Annotated in this window: 17 protein-coding genes; 7 read left to right on the top strand and 10 right to left on the bottom strand. The window is 65.9% G+C overall.

What is annotated here, in order from left to right:
- Window positions 1-52 precede the first annotated feature (52 nt).
- Both AC07M1_RS07165 and AC07M1_RS07160 read left to right on the top strand, forming a co-directional pair.
- Entirely contained in the window at window positions 53-1333 is a 1281-nt protein-coding gene (locus AC07M1_RS07165) for an NAD(P)H-binding protein (protein ID WP_495161862.1), read from the top strand.
- On the top strand, window positions 1333-1803 hold the full coding sequence (locus AC07M1_RS07160; RefSeq protein ID WP_495161861.1) for a DUF2269 family protein: 471 nt from the start codon (window positions 1333-1335) through the stop codon (window positions 1801-1803). The genes AC07M1_RS07165 and AC07M1_RS07160 overlap by 1 nt, the downstream gene beginning before the upstream one ends.
- Before the next feature lie 4 nt (window positions 1804-1807).
- On the opposite strand, the gene bla is transcribed toward AC07M1_RS07160, so the two are convergent.
- From bla to AC07M1_RS07140, 4 genes are read right to left on the bottom strand one after another with little or no spacing between them, the layout of a single operon-like run.
- Window positions 1808-2674: a class A beta-lactamase gene (bla, locus tag AC07M1_RS07155; protein WP_495161860.1), complete on the bottom strand. Its 867-nt coding sequence runs from the start codon at window positions 2672-2674 to the stop codon at window positions 1808-1810.
- Window positions 2671-3006: a 2Fe-2S iron-sulfur cluster-binding protein gene (locus tag AC07M1_RS07150; protein WP_495161859.1), complete on the bottom strand. Its 336-nt coding sequence runs from the start codon at window positions 3004-3006 to the stop codon at window positions 2671-2673. Before AC07M1_RS07150 ends, bla begins: the two co-directional genes overlap by 4 nt.
- Window positions 3003-4097 (bottom strand): cysteine desulfurase family protein, encoded by a 1095-nt coding sequence (locus AC07M1_RS07145; protein ID WP_495161858.1) that lies wholly within the window; start codon window positions 4095-4097, stop codon window positions 3003-3005. The genes AC07M1_RS07150 and AC07M1_RS07145 overlap by 4 nt, the downstream gene beginning before the upstream one ends.
- Window positions 4094-5119 (bottom strand): cysteine desulfurase family protein, encoded by a 1026-nt coding sequence (locus AC07M1_RS07140; RefSeq protein ID WP_495161857.1) that lies wholly within the window; start codon window positions 5117-5119, stop codon window positions 4094-4096. Before AC07M1_RS07140 ends, AC07M1_RS07145 begins: the two co-directional genes overlap by 4 nt.
- 141 nt (window positions 5120-5260) lie before the next feature.
- On the opposite strand from AC07M1_RS07140, the gene AC07M1_RS07135 reads away from it, so the two are divergent.
- On the top strand, window positions 5261-5917 hold the full coding sequence (locus AC07M1_RS07135; RefSeq protein WP_495161856.1) for an alpha/beta hydrolase: 657 nt from the start codon (window positions 5261-5263) through the stop codon (window positions 5915-5917).
- A gap of 117 nt (window positions 5918-6034) precedes the next feature.
- On the opposite strand, the gene AC07M1_RS07130 is transcribed toward AC07M1_RS07135, so the two are convergent.
- Entirely contained in the window at window positions 6035-6394 is a 360-nt protein-coding gene (locus AC07M1_RS07130; protein ID WP_495161855.1) for a hypothetical protein, read from the bottom strand.
- A gap of 123 nt (window positions 6395-6517) precedes the next feature.
- On the opposite strand from AC07M1_RS07130, the gene AC07M1_RS07125 reads away from it, so the two are divergent.
- Both AC07M1_RS07125 and AC07M1_RS07120 read left to right on the top strand, forming a co-directional pair.
- Complete coding sequence (locus tag AC07M1_RS07125) at window positions 6518-7078, top strand: lipocalin family protein (protein ID WP_495161854.1); 561 nt, start codon at window positions 6518-6520, stop codon at window positions 7076-7078.
- Between the two features lie 4 nt (window positions 7079-7082).
- Window positions 7083-7550, top strand: coding sequence for a GFA family protein (locus AC07M1_RS07120; protein WP_495161853.1), 468 nt, complete (start codon window positions 7083-7085; stop codon window positions 7548-7550).
- Here the strand turns inward: AC07M1_RS07120 and AC07M1_RS07115 are convergent.
- Window positions 7547-8455 carry an ATP-grasp domain-containing protein gene (locus AC07M1_RS07115; protein WP_495161852.1) on the bottom strand — a complete coding sequence of 303 codons (909 nt, stop codon included), beginning with the start codon at window positions 8453-8455 and terminating at the stop codon, window positions 7547-7549. The two genes, AC07M1_RS07120 and AC07M1_RS07115, sit on opposite strands and share 4 nt — an antisense overlap.
- A 36-nt stretch (window positions 8456-8491) precedes the next feature.
- Window positions 8492-8665: a hypothetical protein gene (locus tag AC07M1_RS07110; RefSeq protein ID WP_495161851.1), complete on the bottom strand. Its 174-nt coding sequence runs from the start codon at window positions 8663-8665 to the stop codon at window positions 8492-8494.
- 101 nt (window positions 8666-8766) lie between these two features.
- Here AC07M1_RS07110 and AC07M1_RS07105 point away from each other — a divergent pair, with 101 nt between their 5' ends.
- A complete protein-coding gene (locus AC07M1_RS07105) occupies window positions 8767-9198 on the top strand; it encodes a hypothetical protein (RefSeq protein WP_495161850.1) in 432 nt (143 codons plus the stop codon).
- A gap of 4 nt (window positions 9199-9202) precedes the next feature.
- Entirely contained in the window at window positions 9203-10012 is an 810-nt protein-coding gene (locus AC07M1_RS07100) for a ferredoxin--NADP reductase (protein WP_495161849.1), read from the top strand.
- A gap of 228 nt (window positions 10013-10240) precedes the next feature.
- On the opposite strand, the gene AC07M1_RS07095 is transcribed toward AC07M1_RS07100, so the two are convergent.
- The 3 genes from AC07M1_RS07095 to AC07M1_RS07085 are packed head-to-tail and all read right to left on the bottom strand — an operon-like array spanning window position 10241 to window position 14908.
- Window positions 10241-11452 carry an HlyD family type I secretion periplasmic adaptor subunit gene (locus tag AC07M1_RS07095; RefSeq protein WP_495161848.1) on the bottom strand — a complete coding sequence of 404 codons (1212 nt, stop codon included), beginning with the start codon at window positions 11450-11452 and terminating at the stop codon, window positions 10241-10243.
- The gene (locus AC07M1_RS07090) at window positions 11449-13617 is read right to left on the bottom strand and encodes a type I secretion system permease/ATPase (RefSeq protein WP_495161847.1); all 2169 of its coding nucleotides are present in this window, start codon (window positions 13615-13617) and stop codon (window positions 11449-11451) included. Before AC07M1_RS07090 ends, AC07M1_RS07095 begins: the two co-directional genes overlap by 4 nt.
- Window positions 13604-14908, bottom strand: coding sequence for a TolC family protein (locus tag AC07M1_RS07085; protein WP_495161846.1), 1305 nt, complete (start codon window positions 14906-14908; stop codon window positions 13604-13606). Before AC07M1_RS07085 ends, AC07M1_RS07090 begins: the two co-directional genes overlap by 14 nt.
- Between the last annotated feature and the right edge of the window lie 76 nt (window positions 14909-14984).

Raw genomic sequence — 14984 nt, 5'->3', positions numbered from 1 at the left:
CATCGCAATAGCTCAATGATTTCTGCACAGAGCGATGCTAGGCAGCCGCCCGATGCATATCCTGCTGCTGGGCGCCGGGGGCTTTATCGGCCGCCATATCCTCTCCGAACTGCTGGCGAGCGGCCACACGGTCCGCGCGGTGGCGCGCGACATCTCGGCGCTGCGTGAGATGGAACCCGGGGCCGAATGGGTCGCGCTCAACCTGGCCCGCATGACCCGGCCCGAAACCTGGGCGCCCCACCTTGCCGGTATCGATTGCGTGATCAACGCCGCCGGGGTGCTGCGTGGGCCGGACATGCACGCGGTCCATGTCGCGATGCCCCAGGCGCTCCATGCCGCATGCAAGAAGGCCGAGGTGCGCCGCGTCATCCTCCTCTCCGCCGTCAGCGCCCGGCCCGATGTCGCCACCGACTATGCCCGCACAAAGGTCGAGGGCGAGGCGGCGCTGCGCGCATCGGGGCTGCGCTGGACGATCTTCCGTCCCTCGCTCGTCATCGCGGAGGGGAGCTATGGCGGCACCTCGCTGCTGCGCGGGCTGGCCGCCCTGCCCTTCGTCCAGCCTCTGCCTGGCGATGGCGATTTCGCCTTCTCGCCAATCCATGCCGACGACCTTGCCCGATCGGTGCGACAGGCATGTGAGGACCTGTGGTTCGTCAACATGACGCTGGAGCCAGCCGGGCCAAAGACCCAGACCCTGCGTGAGCTCATGACTCGCTATCGTAGCTGGCTGGGCTTCGGGGGTCCGCGCTTCGTGTCGGTCCCGATGCCGGTGATGCGCCTGCTCGGGCGGATCGGCGACTTCACCGGTTCCGGCCCGGTCTCGACCAACAGCCTGACCCAGATGGTCGCTGGCAACGCCGCCGATGGCGAAGCCTTCGCGCAAACGGTCGGGTTCCGCCCGCGCAGCCTGGACAATGCGATGCGCGATCGCGCCGCCGGGGTTCAGGACCGCTGGCACGCGCGACTATTCTTCCTCGCTCCGGCGATCCGTTGGGGCCTTGCGCTACTGTGGCTCGCCTCGGCCCTGCTCGGCCTGTTCGCGGCACGCATGCAGACACTGGAGGTGTTGGCGGCCGTCGGCGCGCCCGACAGCCTCGCCTTCCCGCTCCAGATCGGTACGGCCTTGCTCGACTTCGCCATCGCCGCGCTGGTCGTCCGCGATTCCCGGGCCCGCGTCGCAACGGTCGCCCAACTCTTGGTGGTCGCGGGCTATACGCTGGCACTCACCCTTGCACTCCCCGCGCTCTGGGCCGATCCGCTCGGGCCGCTGCTCAAGAATCTGCCGATTCTGCTACTGATCCTGGTCCATGGCGCGATCGGGGACCGCCGCTGATGACCTATCTGCTGCTCAAATGGGTTCATGTTCTCAGTTCGACGGTGCTGTTCGGCTTCGGCGCCGGCACCGCCTGGTATCTCTGGTCGGCGCACCGCACCGGCGATCCGGCGACGATCGCCAGCGTCGGCCGGATGGTGGTGCGCGCGGACTGGATCTTCACCGGCTCAAGTGGCGTGATCCAGCCGGTGAGCGGTCTGATGCTGCTCCATATCCTCGGCTATTCGCTGACCGAATCCTGGGTGCTGGCCAGCATCGTGCTGTACTTGGTCGCCTTCGCCTGCTGGGTGCCGGTGGTCGGCCTCCAGATCCGTGCGCAGAAGCTGGCCCAACTGGCCCTGGAGACCGGCACGCCGCTGAGCGATGACTATCGCCGCGCGATGCGCGCCTGGTTCTGGCTCGGTTGGCCCGCCTTTCTCGGCCTCACCGCGGTCTTCTGGCTGATGATCGCCAAGCCGCAGCTCTGGTAGCGCTTTAGGAAAACAACAGTCCGACCAGCTCGCCCAGCTTGGCATGCGCGGCATTGACCTTGGCCAACGGCAGCATCGGCGCATCCATGTAGCAGGTGATCAGGATCGGCTTGCGCCCGGGCGGAGTCGCGATCGCGATGTCGTGAACATAGCCTTCGCCGCTCGTCCCGGTCTTGTCGCCCACCCGCCACGTCTTGGGCAGTCCAGCGCGCAACCGGTCCTTGCCCGTCGGCGACGCCTCCATCCAACCGGCCAGCTTCGCCCGCGATGCCGGGGCGAGCGTCTCTCCAAGCAACAGCGCGTTGAGCAACCACAGCATCGCCTGCGGCGTGGTCGTGTCACGCACCTCGCCGTTGCGGACATTGTTGAGCGTCGGCTCGTCACGATCCGAGCGCGTCAGCACATCGCCGGCCGACCGGATGAATTGGGTCAGTCCCCGCGGCCCCGAAATCTGGCCGAACACCAGATTGGCGGCGCTGTTGTCGCTCATCGCCACCGCCGCCTCGAGCAGCGTCTCGATCGGCAATGCGCCCTTGGCAAGATTCGCCCTCACGACCGGGGCGTAATCGAGTAAATCGGCCTCGCTGAACCGGATCTCACGCTTGAGGTCGATCTCGCCTCGGTCCGCCCGCGCCAGCACGGCGGCCGCGAGCGGCACCTTGAAGGTCGAGCACATCGCGAACCGCGCCTCGGCTCCGTCGAAATAGCGCCGACCGGTGCCGCTGTCATAGACAGCCAGCCCGATGCGCCCGCTCGTCTCCTCGCGCAGCCGGTCCAGCACGCTCTTTGATTGCGCCAGAGCGGCCGAGGGAAATGCAGCAAGCGCTGCGGCGCCAGCGATCAACTGGCGGCGATTGGGGGTCGTGGTCATCGTCCCTGCATATCGCGATGTTCTGAAGGCAGGCTGACCGTGAGGCCGTCCAGCTCCGGCGTCAGGACGATCTGGCACGACAGCCGGCTGGTCCGCGTCGCGCCGACGGCCAGGTCGAGCATGTCCTCCTCCTCCTCGCTCGCGCGCGGCAGCCGATCGAAATCTTCCGCCGCGACGATGACGTGACAGGTCGAACAGGCCATCTGCCCCTCGCACGTCCCCTCAAGCGGCATGCCCTTCGCCTGCCCGACCTCGAGCAGCGAAAAGCCCGCCTGTCCCTCGGCTTCTCCGGCCAGGCCACCGTCCGGCGTCAGGAACCGCACGCGGATCATGCCGCGAACCTCTGCTCGCGCGCCGCCGCGTCGATCCGTTCGACCGCGCCGAGCAGCGCCTCTTCTGTCGTGTAGCGCCCGAAGCCGAGCCGGATGCTCGACCGCGCATCGCTGTCGGAAAGGCCCATCGCCTTCAGCACATGGCTCGGCCGCCCCGATCCGCTCGCGCACGCCGACCCGGCCGAGAAGGCGATGTCGCGCAGGTCGGACATCAACCGGGCAACGTCGAGGCCGGGGTAGCGCATATTGAGATTGCCCGGATAACGATCGTCGAACGATCCGTTGAGCGTCCAGCCCGACCCGCCCAATGCCTGATAGGCCTTGCGGAACAGCTGCGCGACATGCCCGCGATCCGCGCCGAAGCGCTGCTTGGCCAGCGTCGCCGCCGCACCGAACCCGGCGCACAATGCCGGTGACAGCGTCCCTGAACGCCCGGCCGGCTCTTGTCCACCGCCATGCATCAGCGGCTCGAGCTCGACTCCGTTTCGGATCCACAGCGCTCCGACTCCCTTCGGGCCATGGACCTTGTGCGCCGACACCGCGACCAGATCACACGCCGCCGGGATGATCTCGCGGCCATAGCCCTGTACCGCATCGCACAGCAGCAGTGCTCCGGCGCCCTTTGCCAGCGCCGCGAGCTCGTCGAGCGGCTGGATCGTCCCGATCTCGTTGTTGACCAGCATCACCGCGACCAGCCCGACGCCCGGCTTGATCGCCTCGCGTGCGGCGGCCAGTTCGACCAGCCCGTCTCCGCCCACCGGCAGCACCGTCACCGCGCGCCCGCGCCGCGCCTCGGCCGCGACGGTATCGAGTACCGCGGCATGTTCGGTGGCCACCGTCACGATCGGGCCGCTGCTGCCCTTGATCGCCCAGTTCAACGCCTCGGTCGCGCCGCTGGTGAAGCTGACGATGCCATTGTCCGGCATCAGGTCCGCGACCGCCTCGCGCGCCACCTCGACCGCCGCCTTGGCCTTGCGCCCGGCGGCGTGCGCCGAATGCGGATTGGCGAAGCCGGCGTTGAGCCACGGCAGCATCGCCTCGACCGCTTCGGGCGCGAGCGGCGTGGTCGCCTGATAGTCGAGATAGGTCATGCGGCTCCCTTTTGGCCCGAAATCTTCAGCCATGCGTCGGCAAAGGCGTCGAGCTCGGCCGGCGTCGTGCTCCAGCCGATGCTGATCCGCACCGTACGGTCGGCAATCTCCGATTCGATCCCGAACGCGGCCAATGCACGACTGCGCTTGAGTGTTCCGGACGAGCAGGCGCTGCCAGCCGAAATCGCGAAGCCCAGCGCATCGAAGCGGATCAGCTGCGCCGCCGCGCTCAACCGCCCCATCGCGAACGCGAAGATATAGGAGGACTGGACCCCCGGCGCGACCATCTCGCCCCCGCGACACAGGGCGTCCTTGAAGTCGAACCGTTCCTCGGCCGTGGTGGCCCAGGACTCAGGTCCGCCCGCCTCCAGTGCCGCCGCGAAACCCAATGCCCCCGGCAAATTCTCGGTCCCACCGCGATAGCCGAACTCCTGCCCGCCCGACGGCTCCAGACAGCCAAGGTCGCGCACCAGCAACGCTCCGATCCCAGGCGGTCCGCCCAGCTTGTGCGCCGACACCACCGCCAGATCGACATCGGGCAGCTCGAATTTCCCGGCCGATTGCGAACAGTCGCTCAGGAATAGTCCGCCGGCGTCGCGCACCTGACCGATCATCGTGTCGTTCGGGTTCAAGATCAGCGCGGTTCCGGTCTCGGAATTGACGTGCTGGATCGCCACGACCGAACGCCCATCCTGCGCGAGCGCGCCAGCCAGCGCGTCGGCGTCCACCCGGCCATCGATGACCGGCAGCACTTCCGCACCGGGCGCGGCACGGAACACCGCGTCATGCTCCACCGCCGAAACCAGCCGCCGCTCCACCTTGGCTCGGCCCAACCCGATCGCCAGCGCCTCACTCGCCCCGCTGGTGAGGATGACATGCCCCTCCCAGCCCAGCGCCGTCCTGATCCGCTCGCGCGCATCCTCCAGCGCCGCGCGCGACGCGCGGCCCTCGGCATGGGGGGAAGACGGATTGGCCCATCGCCGCATCCCCTCGATCACCGCGTCGCGCGCCTCCGGCCGCATCGGCGTGGTGGCGGCATGGTCCAGATAGATGCGGTCGTTCAGGATGGGACTCGTTTGAAATTGCGTGAAAGGGCGGGACGACTATATAGCCAGCATCGCTTTCCGCGCCACCGCGCGTCCCACTTATCAGCAGGTAGAGCTTTGCCCGAAGTCATCATTCCCGGTCCCGAAGGCCGTCTTGAAGGGCGTTTCGCCCCCGCTCCCCGTCCCCGCGCACCGGTGGCGATGATCCTCCACCCGCATCCCAATGCGGGCGGCACGATGAACAACCGCATCGTGCAGGAGCTGTACAAGACCTTCCAGCGCCGCGGTTTCGCGACCCTGCGCTTCAACTTCCGCGGCGTCGGCAAGAGCCAGGGCGTGTTCGACAACGGCATCGGCGAATTGTCCGACGCCGCCTCCGCGCTCGACTGGGTACAGAGCTTCCACCCGGAGGCCTCGACGACCTGGGTTGCTGGATTCGGCTTCGGCGCATGGATCGGGATGCAGCTGCTGATGCGCCGCCCGGAAATCCGCGGCTTCATCTCGGTCGCGCCGCCCGCGAACATGTTCGACTTCACCTTCCTCGCCCCTTGCCCCTCGTCGGGCATCATCATCCAGGGCGAGAATGACGAGGTGGTGACCCCAGGCGCGGTCCAGAAGCTGGTCGACAAGCTGCGCACGCAGAAGCACATCACCATCCACCACGACACCATCCCCGGCGCGAACCATTTCTTCGAGCACGAGATGGAAGAACTGATGGGCAGCGTGGACAAGTATCTCGACATGCGGCTCGACCCGAACTCGCCGATCCGGTGAGGCTCTCGCCAGCACGGGCGACCACGGACATTGCGAAAGGCCGGGGCAAGCTCCGGCCTTTTTGCGTTTGGGAAACGCCTGCGTGTCGTGACCCGCTTCTTGCCGAAGAGCAGCGCCCTAAGGACCCCAGCGATCCCACGCCTTGTCTTCAATATCCGGGTCGAATGAGATCGTCAGGCTTCCTGGCGGGAGCGACATCCCTCGCTGATACGCTGCAAAAAAGGCACCGAATAGCGTAGCATATGTCTCAAAGCCGACGCTGGTTTGCGCAATTCTCTCTGAAACGCCTATCGTCCATTTATACTCCGGCCCTTGAAGACCGGAGGCCTGGCTGGCCCAAGCAAAGAACGACACTTCGCGCCTACCATCTATGAAAAGCGTGAAGCGCTCACGGACTCGCCCACCTTCACGTCGCACCTCGTATTTAGCGCCTTGGGCGAACCAGCCTTGGGGCGTGCGTTCAAAATGGATCGGCATATGTGAAAGCATAGCGGCGATCCGCGCATGTCCGCTACTTCGATCGCTGGCGGTCGTTCCTCGCTGGCTTCTAATCCCTCCAACCCTCTATCCTTCCGTCCCGCACCGTCGCATGATGCCCGCATGAAGCAATCGACCGCGATCAAGATCGCCACCGGCGTCGCCGCCGCCGCCATCGGCGGACTGTTCCTCTACTCGCGCGCGAGCCGGCCGCCGGTGATCAACCCCAAGGTGCCGCAGCCCGCCAAGCCGGTCGACCTTACCCGATATGCCGGCACATGGTTCGAACTCGCCCGGCACGAGAACCGCTTCCAGAAGGGCATGGACGCGGTCACCGCCGAATATTCGCTAGAGAAGGACGGCAAGGTCCGCATCGTCAACAGCGGGCTGCGTTCGGGCGAAGAGGCGCGCAGCGAAGCCGAGGGCCAAGCGATCGTCGCGGACGAGGAAACCAACGCCAAGCTCAAGGTCTCGTTCTTCGGCCCCCTCTATACCGGCGACTATTGGGTGCTCGACCATGGCGACGACTATGACTGGTCGATCGTCGGCGAGCCCGGCGGCCGCTATCTCTGGGTGCTGAGCCGCGTGCCCCATCCGGCGCCCGAGATGCTTCAGATGCTGCGCGAACGGGTCGATGAACTGGGTTACGACCGCTGGGCGCTGCGCATCACGCGACAGGATTGAGCCAATGGAGCGGATCGACGTCACCGTAACCGGTGGATGCCAATGCGGCGCGGTCCGCTATCGTGCCACGGCGATGCTCGACAATTCGCACCTCTGCCATTGCCGCATGTGCCAGAAGGCGGTGGGCAACCTCTTCGCCGCGCTGGTCGCCGCCCCCAATAACGCGCTGGAATGGACGCGCGGCACGCCCGCCACCTTCCGCAGTTCCGACCATGTCGACCGCGGCTTCTGCGCCGATTGCGGTACCCCGCTCTATTATCGCAACCTCCAGGGCAGCCGCACCAACCTGACCATTGGCTCGCTCGACGACCCAGCCGCTTTTCCGCCCAGGACCCAGATGGGAACAGAAGCGCGCATGCCCTGGTTCGAGGATCTGCCCGCGCTCGAGGATATCGGCGCGACCGAAGCGCAGGATGCGGCCTGGGCGGCGGCGATCGCGGCGAGCAATCGGCAGGCGCCGGACCGCGACTAGCCTGCGGTGCGATCCAGCCAGCGCTCCACCGCAGCCGCGAAGTTGCGCCCTTCGCTGGCATCGAACCGGGGGTACAGATACGGCTCGATCAATTCGCACTCCATCACGGCCAACTCGCCATCGGACCGACGAACCAGATCGACCCGCGCATAGAGCGCCGGCGCGGGCAGCACGTCGATCACCGCCCGGGCGCTCGCCAGATCCTGCGCCGCTGGAACGAATTCATGTTCCCGGCCGTCAAAGACCGACTGAACGCGATAGTCCGACCCCGCCGGAGTCTTGCGCACGGCATGGCTGAACACCCCGTCGAAGAAGATGAAGCTGAGTTCGCCCTCCTGGCCAATGCTCGCCATGAACGGCTGGATCATCACACCTTGTTGCCACAGTGGATGATCGGGCGGCGGCATCGTGTCCAGCGCGCCCTTGAACTGGTTCACGCCGCCCGCGCCGATCGCCGGCTTGATCACGATCTGCTCCGCCGCGATGCCCGCGCGGAGATCATCCGCCGTCAGGTCGGCGAGGCGATCGGCCCAAAGGGTCGGGATCGACGGAACACCCCGTTCGCTCAACTCGCGCAGATAATGCTTGGACAGGTTCCACTCGATCAGTTCGGGCGGGTTGGCCAGCCGGGTGCGCGATGCGATCTCCCGCAGCGTCGCCAGGAAGTGCTCCGACCGTCCGGCATAGTCCCAGGTCGTGCCGACGATCGCCGCGTCGAAGCGCGACCAGTCGATATCCGCGGCATCCCAGGCGACCTCCTGCAACTGATAGCCCCGCGCGGCGAAGGCCGGCCCGAAGATGCTCAGCGAAATGTCATGCTCGAACGCGTCATGGCGCCGCGCTGATGAGGTGGTCACCGTTCCCTGGCATGCCAGATAGGCGATGCGTCGTGCGTTCCCCGTCATGATCCCCCTTCAGCCTGTCACACCACCCGGCACGCTTCACACCGTCCAGATCAGCACGTTTCCCAGCGCCACCAGCGCACACACGATCATCAGCACGCCCTTTTGCCGCTCGCCCTTGCGGATCAACCGCACCCCGCCCCACGCCAGAGCGAAGGCGGCCAGCATCAGGATCGCGAGCGTGGTGGAACCGGCGGTGGGGAGAGTGTCCATCGCTCCGCCATGCCCAAAGCGGGCCTTCGCGTCGAGCCAAGATATAATTGCGATTGACTCGCAATAGCCAGATGCTAGGAGCGGCGGCGAAGGGAGCGCCCGTGTACCATTATCTCGACCGTACCACCGCCTCGCTCGATCTGGGCGGCCGGTTCATCGTCTGGGCGGTGCGTGGATGGGTTCAGGCGGTCAACCGCCGTCAGTGTCCGTGCAACGCGCTGGCCGACGGATTTGCCCGCTGGAATGCGGTGGAGGCGTTGCAATCCTTTTCCATGGCTATGGCAATTCTTAATTGCGAAGCTGGCGAACCCCTGTATTTCCGCGCTCCAGGCCATAGTCGGGTGAGCGACGACGAGGCGCTGCTGCTCGACCTGTTCGAGCAAGCGCCGCGACGGCCCCAAAACGAGATGCGGGAGATGCTGGGCATGGTCGTCCCTTCGACGAGCGCGCCCGCGCTTCAGATCGCGATCGAAACCGCGGCGGCGGCGTTCGAGGCCATCGGCCTCAGCCCGTCGGCGCAACATGGAACATGAAGTGATGAGTGACCGGAACCAAATCCCCCTCGCCCCCTCGGCGGCCCTGACGGTCGAAACCGTCCTGAGCGTGCGCCACTGGAACGAGCATCTGTTCAGCTTCACCATCAGCCGTCCGCAGAGCTTCCGCTTCCGCTCGGGCGAATTCGTGATGATCGGCCTTCCCGGTGAAGGCCGCCCGCTGCTGCGCGCCTATTCGATCGCAAGTCCCGCTTATGCCGAGGAACTGGAGTTCCTTTCGATCAAGGTGCCCGATGGCCCGCTGACCTCGCGCCTCCAGCTGATCCAGCCGGGCGACCAGGTCTTCCTCGGCCGCAAGCCCACCGGCACGCTCGTCACCGACGCGCTACTGCCCGGCAAGCGCCTGTTCTTCCTGTCGACCGGCACCGGCCTCGCGCCGTTCCTCAGCCTGGCGCGCGACCCCGACGTCTACGACATGTTCAACCAGATCCTGCTGGTCCACTCGGTCCGCCGCGTCAGCGACCTCGCCTTCCGCGAGGAGCTGGAATCGCAGCTCGCCGGCGATCCGCTGGTACAGGATCAGGCGCTGCTCCAGTTCGGCTATCTGCCCACCGTGACGCGCGAGCCCTTCCCGACCGACCAGCGCATCGGCACGCTGATCGAGAATGGCGCGCTGTTCGGCCCGCAGATGGGCGGCGAAAAGCGCCTCGATCCCGAAACCGACCGCATCATGCTGTGCGGTAGCATGGAGATGATCAAGGATCTCTCCGCGATGCTCGACGGCCTCGGCTTCGAGGAAGGCTCGAACGCCAAGCCCGGCCATTATGTGATCGAGCGCGCCTTCGTCGGATAAGTCGGGCGATATCCGCTCTCGAACTGGAAGCGGAACGCCCAGAAACCGGCGAAATCGCAAACGCATAGAGCGAAGGAACCGCCAAGGAGTCCTTCGCTTGATCGCTGCTGCACTGCTGTTCCTCTCGACCGTTGCCGGCCATCGCTTCGAACTGACCGACCCAAGGGTCGACGCCTGCGCATGATCGCACGGCTGTGGCATTGAGCGGCTTCCACCACCCTCTGTCTTCTAGCGTTCGCGCATCGCCTCCTGCGCCTTGTTGATCGGCTTGAGCAGGTAATCGAGCACGGTCTTGCGGCCGGTACGGATCTCGACCGTGGCGACCATGCCGGGCATGATCGCATGATCGCGGCCGTCCTTGGTGCGCAGCGTCGCGCGCTTGGTGCGGATGAAGACGCGGTAATAGACCTGATCGCGGTGCACATCGTCCTGCAGCGTATCCGGCGAAATCCGATCGACCGTGCCCGCGAGCGCGCCATAGATTGAGGGATCATAGGCGGTGATCTTGATCGTCGCGGGCAGGCCGGGACGGATGAACGCGATGTCCCGAGGACTGACACGAGCCTCGATCAACAGTTCATCGCCGAGCGGCACGATTTCCATCAGCGCCCCGCCTGGCTGAATGACGCCGCCGATCGTCGAGACCTCCAGATTCTTGACGATCCCGCGCACCGGGGAGGCGATCGTCGTGCGGTTCAGCTGATCGCGGCGACCGCTCATCACCTGGTTGACGACCTCCAGTTCCGATTTTGCCTTCGCGTAATCGGCATTGGCGTCGATCACGAACTGGTTGCGCAGGGAATCGAGCTTGGCCTGAAGTTCATTCTCTTGCCGCTGGAGGCGGATCACTTCGACATTGTTCGCCGCGCCCAGTTCGACGAGTGGCGCGGTCATCGCCAGTTCGCGCCGGACCAGCGTGAGCGACTGCCGCAGGCTGGCGGTGGCGACCTGAAGATTCTCGCGGCGCGAGCCGAGCAACTTGAGCTCCCGCGCCATCAGCCCCGGAGTCTGGCGTACCGCTTCGCTGAACTGCGGGGTACCGCCGCTGATTTCGGCTTCCAGGCGCGCGGCGGCGGCCTCCAATGTTCGCGCCTTGGCTTCGGCCTCACCCAGTGTCGAGCTGAAACGCGCCCGATCGAGCGTCGCAAGCTTCTGGCGCGGTTGAACAATGTCGCCTTCATGGACGAAGATGCCGTCGACGATCCCGCCCTCAAGACTCTGGATCACCTGCGATCGCGAGGTTGGCGTCACCTTGCCCGCACCGATCGTGACCTCGTCCAGCGTGCCGAAATAGGCCCAGAGCAAGAGCGCGACCACGCCGATCGAGATGATCGGGATGATCCGGAGCTTCTCGAAACGGATCAGCCAGCCATCGTCATAGCTACCGGACGCCTTAGGCAAGGCAGGCTCGGCGGTCTTGCGGCGAGCGAAGGGCATCATGCCGATTGGCCCTGCAACTTGTCGGCGGCCACGCCACCCCCTCCGCCCGACAGCGCGGCGAGCACCTTGGCCTTGGGGCCGTCGAGCGCGATCCGGCCATGGTCGATCACCACGATACGGTCGACGAGCTCGAGCAGGCCGGGCCGATTGGTGGTGACAATCAAGGTCCGCCCACCCAGCCACCGGCCAAGCTGCTGGACAAGACCGCGCTCGCTCAATTCGTCGAGCGGCGCCGATGGTTCGTCGAGCAGCAGAATATTGCCGTTGCGCAATAGCGTGCGCGCAAGCAGCAACGTCTGGCGCTGCCCTCCGGAAAGCCCGGCGCCGCCTTCCTGCAGCATCAGGTCAAAGCCATGCGCCTGGCTTTGCACCAGCGGCAGGCCGCCGCTGACCGCCAGCGCCGCCAACAGGTCCTCGTCGCGAGCGGCCGGGGTGCCGACCAGCAGATTTTCACGGATCGTGCCAAGAAACAGCTGCGCGCCCTGCCCCAGATAGGCCGCCTCGCGGCGGATATCGGCGGGACTGATCAGGCCCATGCTCGTGCCGTCGAGGAGCAGACGCCCGCTGCTGGGCTGTGCCATACCGGCAAGAAGGCGAAGCAGCGTGGATTTCCCCGCACCAATCCGGCCGAGCAGCGCGACGCGCTCACCCGCGCGGATCGTCAGCCGGTCGACACGAAGCACCGGCGCGGATTCGGCATCATAAGCGAAGCTGATCCCCTCCAACTCATAGTTTCCACGCAGAACGGTCCGACGGAGCAGCCCCTGATCCGGATCATGGTCGACCGGCTTGTCAAAGAGATCGTCGAGCGCCGCGATCGCGATCTTCGCATTCTGCCAGCGCGTGAAAATCTGGCCGAAAGGGATGAACAGGACGAGCGCGCGGCTGGTGAGGATCGAGCATGCGATGAGCGCACCCATCGTCATATCGCCATCCATCACCTGGAAAGCACCCACGACGACGACCGCGGTATAGGCGAGCTGCTGAAGCGTCTGCGTCCAGTTCACGAACAGGGAGGACAGGAAGCGCTGGCTGGCGCCGATACGCGTTCCGGTATCGCTGAAGCGCTCCCACAGCGACTGGAAGCGCGCTTCGGACTGGGTCGCCTTGATCTCCTCGATGCGTTCGATCGATTCGACGAGGATGGCATTGCGCAGCGCGCCTTCGCGCATGCCTTCCTTCGCGAGCTTGGCCAGCGGCCGTTGCAGCAGCAATCCGGGCAACGCGATCAACAACGCGGCGGCGACCAACACAAAGGTCAGCGGTCCCGCGAGCATCGTGAACAGAATGAGAAACAGGATGATGAACGGGAGGTCGACGATCGCGGCGATCGTGGTCGAGGTCAGCAGTTCGCGGATTTGCTCGATGTCGCGCAGCTGCGCGATCAGGGCGCCCGTGGAGCGCGGGCGGGCGTCATTGCGGATGTCGAGCGCGCGCGCGAAGACCCGCGCCGAGATCGCCATATCGGCTTCGCGTCCGATGCGATCGACGATCGCCACGCGGGCGGTGCGCAGCAACAGCTCGAGCAACAGCGCGATCCCGGTACCCAGCGCGAGTACCCAAAGCGTGGGGATCGATTGCGCGGGAATCACGCGGTCCCAGACCTGCATCGCGAACAGCGACGTGCCGAAGGTCAGCAGGTTGCCGAACAGCGACGCGAGCATGATATCGCGATAACCGCCGCGATGACCGATGATCGCGTCGCGCAGCCAGCTCTTGGCCGGCTTGCGCAGAAATGCCTCGATCCGCGCGTCGCGCGTCTTGGTCGAGAGCGGCTCGACAAAGCCGACGCGCCCGCTCGCCCTTTCGCGAAATTCGGCAAGCGGCTGCTGCACGGGGCTATTGTCGAGCAGCCGCGGCAGGATGATCTCGACGCTATCCGCGCTGCGGCCAAGCACGATCGCGACGGTGCCGTCGCGCATCGCGAAGATGGCGGGGAGCATCATGTCGGGAATGTCGTCGATCGCCGCCGGCACGATATCGAGCTTCAATCCCGCTGAGCGGGCGGCGGCGATAAGCCGGGCGTCCATGGTTTCGGCGGGATCGCCCCAGGCCAAGCGGCCGGCGAGTTCCGCCTCGGTGATCTTGACGCCCTTCAGCCCGGCGAGCGTTACCAGCGCGGCGCCCCAGTGGGGTACGGACTGGTCCACGTCACCCGCCACCATCTGCCCCCTCCTTCAGGGCGGACGGAAGGCCTAGCGATTGCCGCAATTTGCCATGGACCGTCTCATAGCGCACGCGCGCCGTCATAATGTCATACTCGGCGCCGATCCGCGCGCTGGCGGCGCGATAGATTTCGAGCTCGGCATTGAGCAGGTCGGTCAGGCTGCGCTTGCCGAGCTTATACTCCTCGAAGAAGATCCGGCTCGCCGACACCGCCTGTTGCTCCTGATGGCGATAGGCGTCGATCCGTTGATAGCCGCCGCGGATTTCCTCCCGCGCCGTCAGCGCACGCCCGCGTGCCTCGAGTACCGCGGATTGCTTGACCGCTTCGGCGGCGCGACGCTCTTCTTCTGCGGCGCGCACGGTATAGCGATTGCTGCGGCGATAGAGGTCGCCCGTCACCGTCATCATCGCGGTGAAGCCGTTGTCGCGCGAATTATAGGTGTAATTGTTGCGGGTATAGCCAAGTTGCACCCCCAGCCGCGGATAGCGTTCGGCCCGCGCCTGGCCGATGCGCGCGGCGGCGGCCTTCTCGGCCTGCCCAGCGGCGGCGATCACCGGCAATTGCTCGAAATCGGGTTCGGCCTCGCGCTCCGCGAAGGCGTCGATGACCGGCCCTGGGTCCGCATAGCTTTCCGCGATCCCGCCGATCAGATTGGCGAGCGCGACCTTCGCGACCGTGAGCGAGGAACGTGCGCGAATCTCGTCGCCACGCGCGCTTTCCACCCGAACATCGGCGAGCAGCAGATCGGACCTGTCCGAAATCCCGGCATTGACCCGCAGCCCGATAAGCCCGCGCAGCCGCTCCAGCGAGCGAACATGTTTCTGGGTTTCAAGCGCCAGCAGTTCGAATCGTTTGACGTCGAGAAACGAGACCGCGCCGCGCTCCGCCAGCTCGTCGGCGACCGCTTCGAGCTCGAAGCCGCGCTGTTTCTCGGTCGAGGCAGCATAGCCGATCTCACCCTTCGAACGGCCGAAATCCCACACCAGCTGGTTCAGCGTCAGGCTGGGCCCCGCCATGTTGTCGTTGAGTCCCGAACCGCTCTTCCCTGAGAGCATGTTGGGGCCGATATTGGCATGATAGGATATTTGTGGCGTCCACACGCTGCGCGCCGCACCCAGGTCGGCGCGCCCGCGCGCCAACGTCGCCATTGCCCGCGCGATATCGGGGTGGCGCGAAAGCGTCAGCGCCACGGCGTCGGCCAGGTCGATGCGATGCGGTGATTGCGGTGCGGGATCGTCGGCTATCGTTCGCGCGGACGGCGTTGCTTCGCGCAGCGGCACGTCTTGCATCGGCGGCCCGGCCGCGATCAGAACAACCCCCAATAACGGAACACCCGATACTCTTGCGACATATGGCCGAAAGAGA

It is taken from the genome of Sphingomonas sp. GW821-FHT10C01, assembly GCF_059415525.1.
The sequence above is the reverse complement of the archived record's forward strand: the minus strand, read 5'-3'. Positions and strand labels throughout refer to the sequence as shown.